This is a genomic window from Zhongshania marina (genome assembly GCF_002915595.1).
Classification (GTDB): domain Bacteria; phylum Pseudomonadota; class Gammaproteobacteria; order Pseudomonadales; family Spongiibacteraceae; genus Spongiibacter; species Spongiibacter marinus_B.
On record NZ_PQGG01000042.1, the window covers coordinates 99,646 to 118,805 of the forward strand.

Here is a 19,160-nt window from a genome sequence, read left to right on the forward strand (position 1 = left end):
AGTGTTACGTCAAGAGCTAAATGTTGTTACCTGTTACGTATTTTCACTTATTGATAGAGAATCGCTTTAGTTTGCTCATATATGGTGCGCAGCGGAAATAATTACTCGCCCTTGTAAATGCACCCGCTGGTGCATGTTTCTCTGATTTCGACCTGGCTTAGTGCGTTTAAGCGTGGCTTTAATTGTTTCCAAATCCAAATGGCTAGATTTTCACTAGTTGGGTTTTCAAGCCCCGCAATATCATTTAAGTAATGATGGTCTAGCTGGTCATATATAGGGGCGAATATTTTCTTCACCTCAGAGAAGTCCATTAGCCATCCGGTATGGGGATCGATATCACCAGCAATAAATATTCTGACTAGAAAGCTGTGGCCGTGAAGGCGGGCGCATTTATGTCCCTCTGGCACGTTTGGAAGTCGGTGGGCGGCTTCAAAGGTGAATTCTTTGTATATTTCCACGGTTCAATCTCAGTTTGGCAAGCAAGGTGCCTGCTTTGGATGGCTTGTTTGAATTGGCGCCAATGGTAATCAGCTCTGACGGCGCTGTACAGCGCGCCTTGTGTCAACTATTTAACGGTGGTTTAAATAGGGTGGGAAATTGAATAAAAAATGAACAAAATCAGTGTTATAGCTTTTTTTTAAAGAAAATGTAAAAAAACCGCGCCGAGTGTTTGACACCGAAAGCGATTACTGTAGAATGCGCCTCACTCGATTGAGAGGGTGATTAGCTCAGCTGGGAGAGCATCTGCCTTACAAGCAGAGGGTCGGCGGTTCGATCCCGTCATCACCCACCATAATCGTGTAAAAGTATGCGGACCGGTAGTTCAGTTGGTTAGAACGCCGGCCTGTCACGCCGGAGGTCGCGGGTTCGAGTCCCGTCCGGTCCGCCAACTTTTAAATCTAGACCTCCCCTTGTTGTTCCCCGTAGTTTGCATGACTCGTCTGAGACCTGTGATCTATGTGCATATCTGGACCGGTAGTTCAGTTGGTTAGAATGCCGGCCTGTCACGCCGGAGGTCGCGGGTTCGAGTCCCGTCCGGTCCGCCAACTACTTCAAGAAGAATTAATTCCACTCTAATATTCGCGCCTTCGTTCGCAGTATTTATTTCGTGCACCCTGTAATTTCTCTCCTATAATGCGGAGCGGGCCAGTGTTTGCTGTTATTCCGTGAAATTAGCTTTGATGGGGATGCTCAGACGACATAATCGTGCGCAGGGGAGGTTTATTTGGGAGGCTTAAGAGAGGCGGTTATTTTCTTCAGCGACCATGCTGTGGTGAAGGAAATGTTTTTCGTCGAGTTTGAGGCGGTGCTAGATGACGTGGTTGGCATTCCAGATTTTGCCAATTCCGAACTTCGTGCGGCGTTTGTTCAAATAGATGACAAGCTTAGCGTCCTTGGCCTTGTTCTTTTCAGTATCAGCTTTGACAGTCGCGGCAGGGTCGCCGGTCACTGGAATATTCCACTTCGACATTTGCTAGACCATGCCAGTTTTGGGCCGGGTTTAGGTGCAGGGCCGATCCGCGTTGCTTGCCGCAGCGCCTGTCCAGTTGCTTGGTATAGGCGCCAGCTTTGGGATCCCGATGCCGGCACGTTTAATCAAATAAGTACGGCGGTGATGCGAAATCGTTTGGGGATCATCGTCGAAGAACGTGGCAAGCAGAGGGCTGGCGCCGGGAATGTTGCCAATTTTTTTAAAGCTGCCGACAAGAAGCTGTCGACGCAAGGTGTATCGTCCCCTGCAAGTTTGCCGTCAGCGCCCGTATTTCATCGCCGTTATCGGCAGAAATTACGCGCCGCTCGTCATGCCGAGAAACTCACCTTGGCGGCGCAAGCAGAATCATTTAATAGTGCTTTAGAGGCTCAGGCGGAAGGTTTTACTCGTCAGCTTCGAGAGCGAGAAGCACTTATACAACAGCAAAAAGCCAAATTGGATGAGTTGCTAAAAACCGAGCAGGAGCTTCAAGGGCATTTAGATCGCCAGCAGCGCTTGATGCAGGAAAAAACGCAGGAGCTGGAGGCCTTAGTCATTAAAGGTGGTCAGGATTCTGAGCGCCAAATGTTAGAGCTTCGTAAATCATACGCTGAGGACTTGGAGCGTCGTTTACATACCCAGTCGATCTCCTTAGAGGAGGCCTTGCATAAGCGGGAGCGGGAGTTATACCAGCGGGCCACAGAGATTGTTGAGCTGCGCGGCGAGCTCAGTAGCCTGCGGGAGAAAAATCGCGCACTGATGATAGGTAGCGACGATAAGCTCTTAAAAACTATGGTCGAAAAAGGGGTTGTCTTTGTTGCCTACCATCCTGGGGTTGAGCATTTGGTGATTGCGCAAGATGAAATGCCTAGGTATCTCCGCGATCCAGTAGCATATGTCGCATCACGGTGTGAGGTGTCTAGTGCTGAGTATCGCGATTGGTTGGCGCATTATCGTCTGCCTATATGTCGTGCTACCGATGACGATATGCAATATTGTGGTCAGCCGATAAAGAAAGTGATGCGGCCAATGTTATTTCGGCCCGGTGAGAGCGACCGCTGCCAACATCATAGCGACTCAGGTCTATCGTGACCGATTGTATGCTCTAGAAGAAATTCAATGATCCAGCATTTGTACACCTCTGCTCAGAATGTCGCTGTCGATGTGCTGAGATTAGATCTTCATCACGAGCTTGCCTCTGGCAATAAATGGTTTAAATTATTGCCGAATTTAAATGCCGCCCGTAGACAGGGAAAGACACGTGTCATTAGCTTTGGCGGCGCCTATTCTAATCATCTCCACGCTTTAGCTGCAGTTGGTCGCGCCGAAGGTATTGAGACCATAGCTTGTGTGCGGGCTGATGCAGATGCTGAACTTTCGCCCACTTTGCTCGATGCGGTGGGCTGGGGTATGGCGCTGCATTTTTTAAGTCGGAGTGAGTACCGTCGCCGCCATGACGCGGAGTTTATTGCCGAGCTTGCAGCAGAGTACCCTAATTCCTATGTCATTCCGGAGGGTGGTGCCAATGTGTTGGGGGCAGGCGGTTGTGGCGCTATTGTCGATTTGCTTCCCGATTCTGGGCGCGACTATACGGCGGTCGTATTGGCCTGTGGCACCGGTACAAGTTTGGCGGGGGTGGCGTCAAAAATCGCAGCTGGGGTAAGTGTCATCGGTATTCCGGTGTTAAAGGCTGAGAAATTCATGGCCGAGGACATTTGCGGTTTATTGGCCGAGCTCGGCGGCGACAGAAATAATTGGTGTTTGGATCACCGCTTTCACGGCGGCGCTTACGCCCGTTTGCCGTCGCATATGGCGGAGTATATGCAGCTATTTGAGCAGCGGTATGGTGTTTTGCTCGATCCGGTTTATACCGCAAAAGCCAGTTATGCGCTTCAGTATATGGTCGATAATCGTGAGTTCGACGAAGGTGGTAAGGTGTTGCTTATTCACACTGGCGGTTTGCAGGGGCGGCGCGGTTTTGGTTTGTAGAGCGGCTTAGTCTGCCCAGTCGTCGGCTACCAGAAAACGTCGCTGCTGTTTGTTATTGATTAACATAATGGGTTTATGCGCGGCCATCTGTAAGTGTTTGTTCTCCAGCGGTGTTGCTGTTTGGTATTCGGCGCCGAGCCAGCTTGGCTTTTCTATATAGCGCCATCTTTCTTGTTCTTGGGCTGTTTGAAACGCGCTTAGCGAGAGCCAATCGCCGCGCTGGTGTTCGCTATTTAGTGAGGGGTAAGGGGCATTGTCGGTATTGGCATGGAACAATATGCCGTTTACCTGTAGTTCTTGATCAAGGTGATCAATGCCCAGTTGGGCAATTACCGCTTGCCCTGCATCGGTGTGAGCAAGGGGTAATTGGTGCTGGGTGAGGCGGGCGAGTTTGCGGTCTAATCGATCTGCGCGGTTTGGGCCATACCATTGATCCAGCCCCGGCGCTGTATGCCGATTAGGTATACCTAGGAAGAACTTTACCGCGAGTTCGAGATGAATGTAGCGCTGTGACATTCGGCAATAATAAATAAGGTCAAATTCCCCTAGGGTTCGTTTGCCGTCTCGTACGGGAATATTGTGCGCAATCAGTTCGGTGTCGGGGTCTTCTTGCAGAAAGAAATGCCACAGGCTTTCAAATACCAAACCTAATCTTGTGCTTTTGCAGTGGGTGTCTAAATAGGTTTTAAGGGGCGCGTCGTTCGTATCTAAGGCCGTCAACCAATTCAGCCTTTTTGGCGTAAGGGGGAGATGGGGCTTGTGGATCACCGCTGTTGCCGTAGTGATTTCATTAATCAAGGTTTCGCTAAAGCAACTCCATGCTAATGCGCGAATGAGTGGAGAGCGAAATGCTGGCAATGTGGCGGCGGTGATTGGACTGGCTCCTCGAATTAATTATGTAGTTAACGTGGCCGATCATGCCAGAAAACTACGGAGTTTTGCTTGCGACTTGACGTTATTATGCTCCAAACTCCCGCTTGGCATCCAAACGTCCACGCTTTTAGTATAATAATCGCCTGAGAATCGGCAGCAGGTATTATGGAACAGTTTCGCAATATAGGTGTGATAGGGCGGGAAGGCAATGGCGTTGCTGAGACCCTAAAGCGCCTTCTCGATTTTTTGCTGGCGCGTGAACTTGGCGTAGTGCTCGACGAAGCCGTGTCTGAATTACTTCCTGAGCACAGTTTACGGGTGAGCTCTCGCCGGATGATTGGCGAAGTTTGTGATCTGATTATTGTGGTCGGCGGCGACGGTAGTTTGCTCGGTGCGGCAAGAACCTTGGCCAGACACAATGCCCCAGTGCTGGGAGTAAACCGAGGGCGTCTTGGGTTTTTAACCGATATCTCGCCAGATGAAATTGAAAGTCAGGTTGGCGCGGTATTAGATGGCCAATACCGTTTGGAGAAACGTTTCTTACTCGACGTCGAGGTGCTAAGAGATGGCTCCGCTGTTGGACGTGGTGATGCACTAAATGACGTTGTACTTAACTCTGGTACATCTGGTCATATGATGGAGTTTGAGTTATTTATTGACGGTGAGTTTGTCTACCGCCAGCGCTCCGACGGTTTGATTATTGCCACGCCTACTGGGTCAACCGCCTACTCTTTATCGGCGGGTGGGCCGATTATGCATCCGCGCTTAGACGCGATCGCTATTGTTCCCATGTTTCCCCACACCCTCAGTAGTCGACCGATTGTGATCGACGGCAAGAGCGAGATTAAAATGGTCGTTGGCCGCAATAACGTCGTTAAACCGCCGGTTACCTGCGACGGCCAAGTGAAAATCACCTCTCAGCCCGGCGACGTAATTTATGTGCGCAAAAAGCCCCACCAACTGCGTTTGGTGCATCCTTTAGATCACAGTTTTTATGCAAGCTGCCGCGATAAATTAGGCTGGGGTGCACATATTGGAAAAGAGGATTCAGATGGCTGAAGTAGTGGGCTTGCGTCTGCCATTAAGTGCAAATTTAGAACGGTTTTCGCTCTTGCTTTGGCAAAGTTCGGTGCCGCATCGCATTGCAGAAGAACGCGGTATGCAGGTGGTTTGGGTGGCCTCGGAGCATCATGCTGAGCAGGTTAAGGCTCTTTATGCGCGCCTGCAGGCAGGGGATCCGGAGCTTGTAGTAGCCGCAGTTGAACCCCGCGAGGTGCCACCTCAAACCGTTTGGTATAAGCGTTTCTTCAGCGTGCCCGTTGTCGCTATTTTGCTGGTATTAAGCTTGCTGGGTGCTTTGCTTCCGGTGCTTGATCGCAATTATCAATATCTGCCGTATTTGAGTTTTTATCAGCTTTATATTGTAGACGGTACGCTGCGAGGCGATTGGCCGGTGGGGCAGTTGTGGCGAGTGATTACGCCGGCCTTTTTACACTTTGGTGTAATGCATATTGTGTTCAACAGTCTCTGGCTCTGGGAGTTGGGCGGCATGATTGAACGCCGGCAAGGCGCTGTGCGGGTGTTTGGTATTTTTGTGTTAGTTGCGGCTGGTTCTAATATCGCGCAGGCCATGAGCAGCGTCTCGCTATTTGGCGGGATGTCCGGTGTGATCTACGGCCTGCTGGGTTATATCGTTATTTGGAATAAATTGCGGCCTTCTCAAGCCTTCCCCTTGGCCAAGGGAGTAGCGGTGGTGATGGTGGTATGGCTGCTGCTGTGTATTGCCGGTTTTACTGAATTGCTCGGTGTTGGCTCGGTGGCGAACACCGCTCATGTGAGTGGTCTGGTGTTGGGTCTTGTCTTGGGTGCGGCGGCGGCATTGCTCGACCGCAAGCCCCTATAAGTTTGGTATATAATCGCTGGCTGCCTTGTAAGGCGGGTGGCAGATGAATAGTGAGAGTAGTGATGGATTTTGAGCAGTTGGTCGACAATATTACCCCTGCAATATATGAAGGGCTTAAGCGCGCGGTAGAAATTGGCAAGTGGCCAGATGGTCGGGTGTTAACGGTAGAGCAGCGCGAACATTGTATGGCGGGTGTTATAGCCTATGATTTAAAAACCAATGCTGAGCATGAGCGTGTTGGCTATATTGACCGTGGCAGCAAGGCGGAAGGTGAAGTCTGCGGTGACGACCACAGTCATGACGGTGCAGATCAAGATCAAATCTTGAAATGGGCGGAGTAATTAATGAGCCTGTCTAGTTTGGTCGGCCCCGTCGCAAAAATGAAAACCCGTTTGGCCGATGAGCTTGCTATGTACAGCATGCCCATTGGTGATGAGTTGGTGGATATGAACGCCTTAATTGGCAGCTCGCTACGCATGGAGTTTCGTCAGCAAATCAATTGCGTGCACTGTGGGCGCTTGACCAAAAAGAGTTTTAATCAGGGCTATTGCTACCCCTGTTTTCAGCGTTTGGCGCAGTGCGATAGCTGCATTGTTAGTCCTGAAAAATGCCACTATTTTGAAGGCACTTGCCGGGAGCCAGAATGGGGCGAAAGCCACTGCCTGATCGATCATATTGTGTACTTGGCAAATTCTTCAGGTGTGAAGGTTGGCATTACCCGTGGCACTCAAGTGCCTACCCGCTGGATAGATCAGGGCGCAGTTGCGGCCTTGCCAATATTTCGGGTGAGTAATCGCCTGCAGTCCGGCTTGATAGAAACCTTATTTAAGGCCCATGTCGCTGACAAAACCAGTTGGCAGGCTATGTTAAAGGGCGAGCCTGGCGAGGTGGATTTGGCCGCGCGCCGAGACGAGCTTACCGCGCTTTGCAAGTCGGGAATTAGCGAGCTACAAGAGCGTCATGGCATACAGGCAATTCAGCCGATTAACGATGTTGCGGTGCAGAATATTCGCTTTCCGGTTGAAACATATCCCGTAAAGGTTAAGTCCTTCAATCTTGATAAAGATCCCATAATTGAAGGTACTTTGCTCGGCATTAAAGCCCAGTATCTAATTTTTGACACTGGCGTAATTAATATTCGTAAATACGCCGGATACCATATTGAATTAAGCAGTGAATCATTGTGATTCAGGAGTTGTTCCATGCGCGACGCGCAGCCTAGTACCATATATTTAAGTGATTACCGTGTTCCAGAATTCTTAATTGACAGCACTTCGCTGAGCTTTGAATTAGGTGAGGCCAGCAGCATTGTGCGTTCAGTTCTTGAATTGCGACGCAATCCAGAATCAGACATTCAAGATGCGCCGTTGCAGCTACACGGCACCGAGCTTGAACTGATTTCCTTGTCGATTGATGGTCGCCGCTTAAGTGATGATGAGTGGTCGCAAAGCGGTGAGCAACTAACGATTGCCAATGTGCCGGCGTCGTTTAGCTTGCGCTGTGAAACCCGAATTCGCCCGCAGGACAATACCTCGCTAGAAGGCCTTTATAAATCTAGCGGTATGTTTTGCACCCAGTGTGAGGCCGAAGGTTTTAGAAAAATCACCTATTATTTAGACCGCCCCGATGTGATGTCGGTGTTTACCGTAGAAATTATTGCCGATCAATCGCGTTATCCGGTATTGCTCTCAAACGGTAATCTTGTTGCCACAGAGCAGTTACCCGATGGCTTGCACAAAACTGTATGGCAAGATCCCTTTCCTAAACCGGCCTATCTGTTCGCTTTAGTTGCGGGCAAGCTGTCGGTGGTGGAAGATCAGTTTGTCACCCTTAGCGGTCGCAGCGTCGATCTTAAAATTTATGTTGAGGAAAAAGACCTCGATAAATGTGACCACGCGATGCTGTCCTTAAAGAATGCCATGCGTTGGGACGAAGAGGTTTATGGCCGGGAATACGATTTAGATATTTTTAATATCGTTGCCGTTGATGACTTCAATATGGGGGCAATGGAAAACAAAAGCCTCAATATTTTTAATACCTCCTGTGTGTTGGCAAAACCAGAAACTACCACCGATGCCGGCTTCCAGCGTGTGGAAGGGGTTGTTGCTCACGAGTACTTCCATAACTGGTCGGGCAACCGCGTTACCTGCAGAGACTGGTTTCAACTAAGTTTGAAAGAAGGATTTACGGTATTTCGCGACGCTGAGTTTTCTTCCGATATGGGCTCGCCCACGGTGAAGCGGGTTGAAGATGTAACCCTGTTGCGCACTGCCCAATTCGCTGAAGACGCCGGCCCAATGGCGCATCCTATTCGCCCCGATTCCTTCATTGAAATCTCAAATTTCTACACGGTAACGGTATATGAAAAAGGCGCGGAAGTGGTGCGTATGATTCACACCTTGTTAGGGCCGGAGTTGTTCCGCAAAGGTAGCGATTTGTATTTTGAACGTCACGACGGCCAAGCCGTGACCTGTGAAGATTTTGTGTTGGCGATGGAAGATGCCAGCGGTATCGATCTAAAACAATTCCGCAATTGGTATTCTCAAGCGGGAACACCGCGATTAAATATTAGCGGTCGTTACGACGCACAAGCGCAAAGCTATACTCTGACTGTTAAGCAATCTTGCCCAGCAACGCCAGGGCAAGCAGAAAAAGCGCCGTTCCATATTCCCCTTGCCCTTGCCTTAATTGGTGAGGCGGGGCAGCTGCCTTTGCAGCTAGTAGATGCCGAGCCAAATACCGAGACTGCTGACAATACTGAATTAGTGTTGAGCGTAAGGCAGCCGGAGCAAAGTTTTGTATTTAGCAATATTCAAGAAGAGCCCGTACCCAGCTTATTGCGAGGTTTTTCGGCGCCGGTAAAACTGGACTTTGATTATAGCCGCGACCAATTATTACGCCTTATGCGCAGTGATAGCGACGGTTTCTGTCGCTGGGATGCGAGTCAGCAATTGGGGCTGGCAGAAATAAAACGCGCAATCACTGCGATCGCAGCGGGGCAGGAAGTGTGCCCTGATGTTGAGTACATCAATGCTTGCCGCGAGCTTTTGGCAGATACCTCCCTAGATGCCGCGATGGTTGCACTCATGTTGCAGCTGCCGTCTGAGGCTTACTTGGCGGAGATTATCCATCCGGTAGATGTTCACGGTATTCATCATGCCCGAGAGGCGCTGCGCAAAGTCCTCGCCACCGCACTACGTGAGGAGTTAAGTGCTTGTTATTCGCGCTGTGAGAGCGACGAAGAATATGCCGCCAATGCCGAACAAATTGCACGCCGTAGCTTAAAGAACACTGCGCTCTCGTTGTTGATGTTGCTGAATGAGGAGCAATTTACTGCGCTGGCGATTAAGCAGTTTGAAAACAGCGGCAATATGACCGATCGTTTGGCGGCACTCACCTATCTTGTTAATAGCGAATCGGATTACAAGGCCAAGGCGCTTCAGCTGTTTTATCAGCAATGGCAGCACGAGCCCTTGGTTATTAATCAGTGGTTCCAAGTGCAGGCAATGTGTCGTTTAGCGGGTACCTTGGAAACCGTGCAGGGGCTTATGTCTCATCCAGCCTTTGATATTCGCAACCCCAATAAGGTACGCGCCTTGATCGGTGCCTTCTGTGGTCAGAACGGGGTTAATTTCCACCGTGAAGATGGCGCCGGTTATCGATTCTTGGCAGATCAGGTACTGGTACTCAATCGCAGCAATCCGCAAATTGCCTCGCGTTTGCTGGTGCCGCTAACCAAATGGCGTAAATATTTGCCGGCGGCTCAGCAGCTGATGCGCGCTGAATTGCAGCGGGTTTTAGCAGAACCAGAACTGTCTAGCGATGTGTATGAGGTGGTCTCGAAAAGTCTGCAGGACTATTCCTAGTTGAAGAGTATGCCCAATGCCTTGAGCTGTTCAGGGTGCTGGGCGCAATTGCTTGCGGTAGTGCCAATTTGCATCCCCAAATAGTCAAAGCGCTCGCTCAGAATTTGCTTGGAATAGATATTCAATTTGTTATAACAATATATGCTTAAGTTATAAGCGTATGATTTTAAAGAATTTATTCCTGTTTTAGGCAGTGTTGTGATACAGTTGCGGCCTGATTAGTACTGAACTGATGAAAATGAAAGATTTAGACCTAAACTCATTAAACGCAGAGCTTCGCCATAAGTCGGCTGCCGATATTATTCGGTGGGCGGTGTCGCAGGGCGTGCCAATGATGGGGTCTACTAGTTTTGCGCCAAATGCCGCAGTCATGTTGAAGCTGATTACCGATGTGGCGCCAGATATGCCCGTGGTTTGGGCTGACAGCGGCTATAACGTGCCTGATACCTATCGGGTGGCGGAGCAGTTAATCAAGTTGCTTAAACCAAATTTAAAATTATACATCCCAGAAATTACCGCTGAGCACCGCAACGCCATCATGGGGGGGATTCCACACCCAGATGACAATCCCGAGCTGCACAAGGAATTTACTCGGCAGGTAAAACTGGAGCCCTTTAACCGCGCCTTTGCTGATTTAGCCCCTCAAATTTGGGTGACGGGTATTCGCAAAGAAGAAACCGCATTCCGCCAGAATTTAGACATATTGTCTTGGGATGGTCGCGGTATATTAAAGGTTGCGCCAATTTTTTACTGGAACGAGGCCGATGTTGCGGCGTTTATGGCTGAGCACAAATTGCCTTCTGCCAAGCATTATTTTGACCCAACCAAGGTGGCAGAAAACCGCGAGTGCGGTTTGCACACCTCCGCCTAAATGATGTGGCCGGTCTTGGCTGGCCAACATACCTTTCTCGTCTCCCTTGTTTTCGGTATCCTGCCGCTTCTGAGTTAAGGTCTTTCGCCATGTATTCTGTATTACGCCGTATATTATTTTGCCTCCCCACAGAAACCTCCCATCACCTATCTTTAGCGTCGGTGTCACTGCTGCAAAAATGCGGTTTGAGTGGTCTGTTTGCTAAGCCCGTGGCGTCGGCACCGCGCACAGTGATGGGGATTGAATTCCCTAATCCGGTGGGTTTGGCGGCGGGTTTAGATAAAGACGCAAAACATATCAATGGTTTGTCAGCCCTTGGTTTTGGCTTTATAGAAGTGGGCACGGTGACCCCAAAGGCACAGCCGGGTAATCCACAGCCGCGTTTATTTCGCCTGCCTGAGGCAGAGGCGATTATTAATCGCATGGGATTTAATAATTTAGGGTTAGATCATTTACTTGAACAGGTGAAGGCCAGCAAGTTCAAGGGTGTCTTAGGGATCAATATCGGCAAGAATAAAGACACGCCGGCAGAAAACGCGGTAGATGATTATTTGCTCGGCCTGCGCGCTGTTTATCCCCATGCGAGCTATGTAACGGTGAATTTGTCGTCACCGAATACGCCGGGATTGCGGGATTTACAATTCGGGCAGCCGCTAATAGATTTGCTTGCCGCCTTAAAAGCGGCGCAATTAGCCTTGGCTGAGCAATACGGTCGCTATGTACCAATGGCGGTAAAAATCGCGCCCGATATGGCTGAGGATGATATTCGTCGAGTTGCCGAGGTGTTTGTAGAGCAGGGCATCGACGGCGTGATTGCCACTAATACCACCATTGCTCGCGACGCGGTGGCAGGCTTAGCCCACGGCGAGGAGGCGGGTGGTTTAAGTGGTAAGCCAGTGCGGGATAGCTCAACAAAGGTGATTCGCATTTTGGCAGATGCCCTACAGGGCCGTTTGCCCATTATTGGCGTTGGCGGTATTAGCGATGGCGAATCTGCTGCTGAAAAAATCGCGGCTGGCGCATCATTGGTACAAATTTATACTGGCTTTATTTATCGTGGACCGGCATTGATTGCAGAAGCTGCTGCAGCCATTGCCAAACAAGAGGCGGCCTAATGGCTCTCGATAGCGCACTTATAGAAGCGTTTAGCGTTTCCCTGGCGACCTTTTTTGCGACTATTGGTCCTATTGATGTGGCGGCAATGTTCGCGGCTTTGACCAGCGGCGTTTCAGCAAAAAAACGCCGTCACACCGCTGTGCGCGGAGTCTTGATAGCCGGCGCTATTTTATTGGCCTTTGCTTTGCTTGGTGAGTTCATTCTCAATGTCATGGGGATTTCGCTGGCGGCCTTGCGCGCAGCGGGTGGCGTGCTACTGCTGTTAATAGGTATTGATCTGGTAACAGTGAAGGGCAGTGGTGCTACTACCACCACCAGCGACGAAGACCTAGAAGCAGAAGAGCGCAGCGATATTGCGGTATTCCCCTTAGCGACGCCACTTATAGCGGGGCCTGGTGCAATAGGCGCGGTGATATTATTAATGGCCCACGCCGACGGAGATTTTCTAGAGCAGGGAGCTGTTATTATCTCCCTGCTATTAGTATTGGTGATGACTTTATTGTCACTGCTGCTGGCTAGCCGCTTGCAAAACTGGCTGGGAGTGACGGGCATGCATATGATCAGCCGCGTTTTTGGTGTGTTGCTCTGCGCTCTGGCAATGCAATTCTTATTTGACGGCATTGCGCAGAGCGGCTTGATACCCAGCGGCGTAGTAGGTTAATTATGCCGCTAGCTAGGAGCTAAAGGGCTGACCTATCGGGACGGATTCCGGCCCTGCAAATTGCATAACTGCCTTTCGCATCGAAATTGTACACAGCGGTTTTTTAGGTAGGCCTAAGTCCCGCAGCGTGACGGCCAATGGGTGGGTTTCACCAATGTCTGGCACGCGGCCTCCCAGCTTAAAGGTGAGCCCTTCGCCTTCGGTGGTGCCTATCGTTTTCCATGCTAGACCATTTCGTATCGCTAAAGACGGTGCAGCTTGCGGTTTGGCTCGAGACTTCCCCCCTGTTGCGGCATGAATGGAAAATACCAGCTCGCCATCGTCATTGAAGGTGGCTGCGGCGGTCTTGGGAGCGAACTGAATATCCACCTCAGTAACCCATTTTGGAAATCCCCAAATAAAGCGGCCAGCATGGGTGGTAAAACCTTGGTTTACTGGCATGCGGTACACGTAACTGCTCAGTGAACCTTTGGCCATTCGCAGGGCCGAACCAATGACTGGGAGTGGCTTGCTTTCTTCTGGTGTGGTTACAGGGAATACAATGGCGGCTTCATTGTAATCGCCCAAATCATTCTGCTGATAATCAACGCCCAGTAATTGCATGAGTGCTTTGCCTGGCCAGATTTCAACAACCTTGAAGCCACTATCAGCGATAAGCTGCTGGGCTTTCTTGGCATCGACCACAAAGATGTTCATTAACATGGCGGCGGCGCCAACATTGACGGGAAGCGTAATATCTTTGCCGGCTATTTTGTAAGACTGGGAGCTGACTTTTGTGCAGTGCTCATCGGTAATTTCTTTACCGGTGTCACCGGGAACGGGCTCTTCCTGACATATAATGGCGGTATTCTGCATTCGAGTTGCCTCCTTTTTATTATGTGCGGCTCGATGGTAATGATAGTGTAACCCAATGTTGAATAAAGGCTGATTACAATGGCGTAACTTGGCCTGAGCGAATAAGGTCTAAGTATTGCATTAGCTATTACGCCCTCGGCATCTACGGGGGCGGAGTACTGAGGCCTCAATTTATGGGTGTGATTTTCTTGCGAAGCTGCGTCGCAATCTAGGGAAAAGTGAAATGGCGAATATTATATCTGCCCGCGTGAAAGACAGAATCTTGCTTGCTGCCTCCAAAGGGCGGGGGCTAAGTGCCGCCAGCGACACCTCTGGCCGCAGAATCAGTATGGCGGAATTTGGGGTAAGAGGTTCTTGGCGAGTTCTGCAAACGACGGTGGCGCTCTATCCCCGCGCGATAAAATGGTTGTTGCAACGGCGTCAGCCCACGCCTAAGGAGTTACGAGAGTTATTCGAGACCTTGGGGGCGACCTACATTAAGTTTGGGCAGTTTATCGCCAGTTCGCCGTCTATATTTCCCAAGGAATACGTGGATGAGTTTCAGCATTGTTTAGATCAAACTCCCTCATTGCCCTTTAGTAAAATTCGTCAAATTATTGAGCAAGACTTGGGGCAGCCCATATCGGCTGTTTTTTCATCAATCGACGAGTCTGCGCTGGCATCCGCGTCTATCGCGCAGGTTCATGCGGCAACATTGCTAAGCGGCGAGGATGTGGTTGTAAAGGTTCAAAAGCCTGGCGTACAGGCAATTCTTACCACCGATATGAACGCAGTATATTTGTTGATTCGTTTATTCGAACTGATTTTGCCGAATACCGATAAAGACGCGGTGGCAGGTTTGGTTGAGGAAATGTATCAGTCGATGATTGATGAATGTGACTTTCTTAAAGAAGCCGACAATCTTCGTCAATTCCGTAAATTTCTTAGTGATAGCGGCAATGAGGTGGTGGTCGCGCCCAAGCCATATACCAATGCCTCGGGTGCGAAGGTGCTCACTATGGAGCGCTTTTATGGTGTGGCCCTCACCAATGAAATGGCGATGAGTAAGGGCGAATTTGACCCCGCAAGTAGCTTGTTTAATGCGCTAAACACGTGGTTCGCGAGCCTGACCCAGTGCCCATTTTTCCACGCTGACTTACATAGTGGAAATTTGATGATTATGCCGGATGGTAAAGTCGGCTTCATCGATTTTGGCATGGTAGGTCGGATACAGCCTGAAGCTTGGCAAGCTATTTTTAGTTTGTTTATGGCCATCAGTGAACAAAATTACCGTCTAATGGCGGAGTCGATGGTGAGCGTGGGTATTACCCGCGACAAGGTCGATGTTGATGCCTTAATGCATGATATACAAAGTCTATTTGAGGGACTTAATTCCCTAGACCCCCAGCGGGTATTAGAGAATCGTCAAGGCGACGGTATCAACGCGCTATTAAGTGAGTTGGGGGACATCGCTAGAAAATACGGTATTCGCTTTCCCCGCGCCTTTACAATGTTGCTGAAGCAGTTCCTCTACTTCGATCGCTATATGGAATTATTGGCACCGGGTGCCGATATTTTCCAAGATGAGCGCGTCGATTTCTATCTACATTAAGGCGTAAACATGAGCGCCTATTCATGACTCCCTAGCTTTTTCAACGTAAATGTCTGTACTCTGGTGGCGATAGCGGGGCGTTCCGCTACCGCCACCGTGTAAGTCACCTCAAATTGCCAGTATTTCTGCTGCTAAAACCTCTATTTCTGCCGTATTTCAGTAGGTAGATCACACTATTCTTGTCGATGCAGTTTGCCGCTAAAGTCTGCTTATAGATTTTCCGCGTATACACGGAAGGTACACACGCATTGATAGCGCAGATGTTGATGCTGCTTTGTCGGGGGTATGGAATATGACGAACTGGACGCTCGCTTGTGCTTGCACAAGCCACTAGCACAATGCCCGTTGCCAAGAAATTAAGGGCTATTTTTGCAGGCAATACATTGCTGTGTTTTGTGTTGGTGTTTCTTATGGGCGCTTACCTTAAAAATGCTAACAATGGCGTAGATGATCTTTGTTTCTACACCGTGGGCAGCGGCGTCGCCGAATCACTAAATCAAGATTCGTCTGCAAAATCTAATGTGGAATGTCCAGAGCTGATAGACAGCGAAGCATTAAGCGCTAATAAAGTTATTTTGTGGCGAACCGAGGAGGGTGAGTTGCTATCAATCCCCCTGATTGTTAAATCGCAGCAAGCAAGCAGGAATTATTTTGCATTGTTTGCATGGCTGCTGATGTTAGGGGTTTGCTTAAGTCTAGCTTGGTGGTTTGCGCATACCGCAACGCGCCGTGTTATGGCGCCGGTCTACCATTTGCTTGCTGTGATTAAGTCGATGGTAGAAACCAGAGATTACGCAATCCGCGCTACGGTCAACTCCAAGGATGTGCTAGGAGAATTGTCCCAGGCCTTTAACGATATGATTTCTGATATCGAAGTTCGTAATCAAGATCTCGTTAGGGCGCGCCGCGAGCTGGAGGTGAGAGTCCGAGAAGTCGATATCAGTAATCGCGAACTAAGTTCAACCTTGCAGCGCCTTAAGACGACACAGCAGCAATTAATAAACAATGAAAAGATGGCCTCACTTGGGGGCTTAGTAGCTGGGGTTGCTCACGAAATTAATACTCCTGTTGGCGTTGGGGTAACTGCAGCTTCAACGCTAATTGAAAGTACACGCAGTGTTGGCGCCAAGTATGAGCGCGGCGAGCTGACAAACTCGGCCCTAAAGCAATATATCAGTCACGCCACGTCAGCGGCCGAAATTATCCTAGGCAATTTAGAGCGCGCCGCAAGTTTAATACAAAGTTTCAAGCAAATTGCTGTTGATCAAAGCAATAGCGAAGTTCGAAATATAAATTTGAATGATTATTTGAGTCAGGTTTTAGTGAGCTTGAATCCGCAGCTGCGGAAAACCAATTTACGCAGTGAGTTGATCTGCCCAGTCGATATAGAAATTAGTTCTTTCCCGGGGGCGCTTTCGCAAATTGTGGCGAATTTCGTGATGAACTCGATAACTCACGCCTATGACGAAGATGAAGCCGGTTGCTTGTCTATAGAAGTGAGTGAGAACGCAAAAGGTGAGATTTGCATACGCTACAGCGATGACGGTAAAGGTATTTTGCCAGAGAATATTAGTCGAGTGTGGGATCCATTCTATACGACCAATCGCACTGGCGGCGGTAGTGGTTTAGGTCTGCACATTGTGTATAACCTAGTAACTCAGCAATTATGTGGAAATGTAGAAATTGAAAGTCGGCTCGATCACGGCACGACAATTAGTTTATTTCTACCCAAAGATGTCGGCAAGGTAATTTCGAATGAATGATTTACAGCACCAGACTGCAAATGGCGAAAGCGATGGCTTGCAACTAGCTCCAGATTCACCTCACGCGAATTTTGGCCATAGTGTTGAACCGTGGAAACTGCTGATTGTTGATGACGAAGAAATTGTGCATGCAGTGACACATCTTGCCCTAGACAGCTTTGACCTAGGTGGTCGTGGTTTAGAATTTCTAAGCGCCTATTCGGGGGCTGAGGCCCGCGAAGTTCTGCGGGAGCACAATGATATAGCCGTTATTCTGTTAGACGTTGTGATGGAAACAGATCGTGCAGGTTTGGATCTGGTGCACTATATTCGTCATGAGCTAAAGAATAAATTTGTACGTATTATTATGCGTACTGGGCAACCCGGTGATTCTCTAGAGCAGGAAGTCATTACTAAATATGATATTAATGACTATAAAGAAAAGACCGAGTTAACGCGGCAGCGATTATTCTCTGTGGTGTATACCAGTCTGCGTTCTTATAGCGATTTGACCGCTCTAGAAATTAATAGAAAAGGTCTAATTAAGGTTATTGAGTCATCGGCGAAAATTTTTGAGAGTAGAGATATTTCTGCATTTTCAGAGGGGGTTTTAGAACAGCTAACTGGCTTGCTGTACTTAGGCAATGATGCAGTGTTGATTAATGCCTCTGGTTTGTTAGCTCGCTCAGGCATTGAAAGGCTTCGTATATTGGCGGGCATAGGTAAATTCAAGCAATGTCAGGGTGAGGTCGATTTCACTAACTTTGATGAAGAAATGGCGGAGCGAATTAAATACGTACTACAGCATAAGAAAAGTAACTACGGTGACAATTATTGGGTAAGTTACTACGTTACTAAATCGGGTTTAGAACAGATTTTGTATGTGTCGGCAAGAGATGTCTTTTCGGTTCCCGATATTATGATGATTGAGCTATTTGTTAAAAATGTGGCTATCGCGCACGAAACAATTGCAATGCTGGAGGGTGGCCAATAATGACGGATTCACAAAATAAGGTGCCACAAAAAATGGCTGAAAATGACGAGTTAATGCTGGCTAGCGAACAAGCTGTGATGCTTACTCAAAATACAGCGGCAGAGAATAAAACATGGAAGATCCTCATTGTTGACGATGAAGAAGAAATTCATGTGGTAACTCGCTTGGCGCTGCATGACTTTAATTTTGGTGGGCGTCACTTGGAGTTTGTCAGTGCGTATTCTGGGCAACAGGCGCGCACTCTAATTAAAGAAAATCCCGACACAGCGATCATACTTCTCGACGTGGTGATGGAAACCGATGATGCCGGTTTAGAAGTGGCAAGATATATTCGGCAAGAGCTTGGTAATCACTTTGTCAGAATCATTTTGCGAACCGGTCAGCCAGGTTTGGCACCCGAGCGCCGTGTATTAAAAGTCTATGATATTAACGATTACAGGGCGAAAACAGAGTTGACCCAAGATCGCCTGTTTTCGGTTATTTATACGGCTTTGTCATCTTACCGTGACCTTGTCGCTTTGGCGCGTAGTCGTCATCAGCTCATTGGTTTGGTAAATGAAATAGAGCAACTTTCTCACTTGGCTGCAAGAGATCTACAAATGCCGCTGAATGATGTGGTATCTGCAGTGCGAAGAATCGGCGGTCAGATTCAAACTATGTCGCCGCCTAGTTTGGCAGAAGAATTTATGGACGTGCGTGACAATGTCTATTTAATGCAGTCAGCTTTAAATAAGTTGGTCGCGCTAACCTCGGTTGGTCGCTTTAATGAAAGCAGGGAGATGGTTGACTGCAATTCGATAATTAGCGATGTGTTGGTCGATTTAGATAATGCCTTTCAATCCAGCCACGCTAAGCTTCATTGCGAAACCCTGCCGACGGTTTTTGCCTGTCGTCGCCAATTAATGCAGTTGTTTAAAAACCTCATTAGCAATGCCATTCGTTTTACAGAGGGTCACGAACCTGAAATTTATATAAATGCGATGACCCATGAACGAAATTGGCTGTTCTCGGTTAGCGATACGGGAATGGGGATTAGTCCAGAGAATCACAGTGGCTTATTTAATTTATTCCATCGTGATCAAAGCGACGATGCTACAGGTGACTCGGGTGTGGGCTTGGCGATTTGTGAAAAAATTGTCCGTTGGCACGGCGGGAAAATTTGGCTTGAATCTGAGCTAGGTAAAGGCTCTACGTTCTACTTTACTATTCCCTTGTCGGAGTGATTTAG

Annotated in this window: 17 protein-coding genes and 3 tRNA genes; 17 read left to right on the top strand and 3 right to left on the bottom strand. The window is 48.8% G+C overall.

Annotated elements, in window-relative coordinates:
* Window positions 1-101: 101 nt before the first annotated feature.
* Window positions 102-458, bottom strand: coding sequence for a 6-carboxytetrahydropterin synthase QueD (queD, locus tag C0068_RS18250; RefSeq protein ID WP_103685908.1), 357 nt, complete (start codon window positions 456-458; stop codon window positions 102-104).
* A gap of 259 nt (window positions 459-717) precedes the next feature.
* Between queD and C0068_RS18255 the strand changes: the two genes are divergently transcribed.
* From C0068_RS18255 to C0068_RS18275, 5 genes are all read left to right on the top strand, one after another.
* A tRNA-Val gene (locus C0068_RS18255) sits at window positions 718-793 on the top strand.
* A gap of 19 nt (window positions 794-812) precedes the next feature.
* Window positions 813-889: transfer RNA gene (locus C0068_RS18260), tRNA-Asp, on the top strand.
* 80 nt (window positions 890-969) lie between these two features.
* Window positions 970-1,046: transfer RNA gene (locus tag C0068_RS18265), tRNA-Asp, on the top strand.
* 179 nt (window positions 1,047-1,225) lie between these two features.
* Window positions 1,226-2,563, top strand: coding sequence for a hypothetical protein (locus C0068_RS18270; protein ID WP_146047926.1), 1,338 nt, complete (start codon window positions 1,226-1,228; stop codon window positions 2,561-2,563).
* Window positions 2,564-2,590: 27 nt separating this feature from the next.
* Window positions 2,591-3,460, top strand: a complete 870-nt coding sequence (locus C0068_RS18275; RefSeq protein WP_103685910.1) for a 1-aminocyclopropane-1-carboxylate deaminase/D-cysteine desulfhydrase — start codon at window positions 2,591-2,593, stop codon at window positions 3,458-3,460.
* 6 nt (window positions 3,461-3,466) lie between these two features.
* On the opposite strand, the gene C0068_RS18280 is transcribed toward C0068_RS18275, so the two are convergent.
* Window positions 3,467-4,318, bottom strand: coding sequence for a DUF1853 family protein (locus C0068_RS18280; protein ID WP_158250027.1), 852 nt, complete (start codon window positions 4,316-4,318; stop codon window positions 3,467-3,469).
* A gap of 180 nt (window positions 4,319-4,498) precedes the next feature.
* Here C0068_RS18280 and C0068_RS18285 point away from each other — a divergent pair, with 180 nt between their 5' ends.
* The 8 genes from C0068_RS18285 to C0068_RS18320 all read left to right on the top strand — a co-directional run bounded on the left by C0068_RS18285 (window position 4,499) and on the right by C0068_RS18320 (window position 12,750).
* Entirely contained in the window at window positions 4,499-5,392 is an 894-nt protein-coding gene (locus tag C0068_RS18285; protein ID WP_103685912.1) for an NAD(+) kinase, read from the top strand.
* The gene (locus C0068_RS18290) at window positions 5,385-6,236 is read left to right on the top strand and encodes a rhomboid family intramembrane serine protease (protein WP_103685913.1); all 852 of its coding nucleotides are present in this window, start codon (window positions 5,385-5,387) and stop codon (window positions 6,234-6,236) included. Before C0068_RS18285 ends, C0068_RS18290 begins: the two co-directional genes overlap by 8 nt.
* Before the next feature lie 62 nt (window positions 6,237-6,298).
* A complete protein-coding gene (locus tag C0068_RS18295; protein WP_103685914.1) occupies window positions 6,299-6,577 on the top strand; it encodes a YeaC family protein in 279 nt (92 codons plus the stop codon).
* 3 nt (window positions 6,578-6,580) lie between these two features.
* Complete coding sequence (locus C0068_RS18300) at window positions 6,581-7,423, top strand: DUF2797 domain-containing protein (protein ID WP_233208863.1); 843 nt, start codon at window positions 6,581-6,583, stop codon at window positions 7,421-7,423.
* Between the two features lie 15 nt (window positions 7,424-7,438).
* On the top strand, window positions 7,439-10,102 hold the full coding sequence (gene pepN / locus C0068_RS18305) for an aminopeptidase N (RefSeq protein WP_103685915.1): 2,664 nt from the start codon (window positions 7,439-7,441) through the stop codon (window positions 10,100-10,102).
* Window positions 10,103-10,340: 238 nt separating this feature from the next.
* Window positions 10,341-10,973: a phosphoadenosine phosphosulfate reductase domain-containing protein gene (locus tag C0068_RS18310; protein ID WP_103685943.1), complete on the top strand. Its 633-nt coding sequence runs from the start codon at window positions 10,341-10,343 to the stop codon at window positions 10,971-10,973.
* Between the two features lie 89 nt (window positions 10,974-11,062).
* Complete coding sequence (locus C0068_RS18315) at window positions 11,063-12,088, top strand: quinone-dependent dihydroorotate dehydrogenase (protein ID WP_103685916.1); 1,026 nt, start codon at window positions 11,063-11,065, stop codon at window positions 12,086-12,088.
* Window positions 12,088-12,750, top strand: coding sequence for a MarC family protein (locus C0068_RS18320; protein ID WP_103685917.1), 663 nt, complete (start codon window positions 12,088-12,090; stop codon window positions 12,748-12,750). Before C0068_RS18315 ends, C0068_RS18320 begins: the two co-directional genes overlap by 1 nt.
* Window positions 12,751-12,762: 12 nt before the next feature.
* Here C0068_RS18320 and C0068_RS18325 read toward each other — a convergent pair whose 3' ends face one another.
* Window positions 12,763-13,605: an acetoacetate decarboxylase family protein gene (locus C0068_RS18325; RefSeq protein ID WP_103685918.1), complete on the bottom strand. Its 843-nt coding sequence runs from the start codon at window positions 13,603-13,605 to the stop codon at window positions 12,763-12,765.
* Between the two features lie 223 nt (window positions 13,606-13,828).
* Between C0068_RS18325 and C0068_RS18330 the strand changes: the two genes are divergently transcribed.
* From C0068_RS18330 to C0068_RS18345, 4 genes are all read left to right on the top strand, one after another.
* The gene (locus C0068_RS18330; RefSeq protein ID WP_103685919.1) at window positions 13,829-15,196 is read left to right on the top strand and encodes an ABC1 kinase family protein; all 1,368 of its coding nucleotides are present in this window, start codon (window positions 13,829-13,831) and stop codon (window positions 15,194-15,196) included.
* Between the two features lie 314 nt (window positions 15,197-15,510).
* The gene (locus tag C0068_RS18335; protein ID WP_146047927.1) at window positions 15,511-16,959 is read left to right on the top strand and encodes a sensor histidine kinase; all 1,449 of its coding nucleotides are present in this window, start codon (window positions 15,511-15,513) and stop codon (window positions 16,957-16,959) included.
* Window positions 16,952-17,932 (top strand): DUF3369 domain-containing protein, encoded by a 981-nt coding sequence (locus C0068_RS18340; protein WP_103685921.1) that lies wholly within the window; start codon window positions 16,952-16,954, stop codon window positions 17,930-17,932. The genes C0068_RS18335 and C0068_RS18340 overlap by 8 nt, the downstream gene beginning before the upstream one ends.
* The gene (locus C0068_RS18345; protein WP_103685922.1) at window positions 17,932-19,155 is read left to right on the top strand and encodes a sensor histidine kinase; all 1,224 of its coding nucleotides are present in this window, start codon (window positions 17,932-17,934) and stop codon (window positions 19,153-19,155) included. Before C0068_RS18340 ends, C0068_RS18345 begins: the two co-directional genes overlap by 1 nt.
* The last annotated feature ends 5 nt before the right edge of the window (window positions 19,156-19,160 follow it).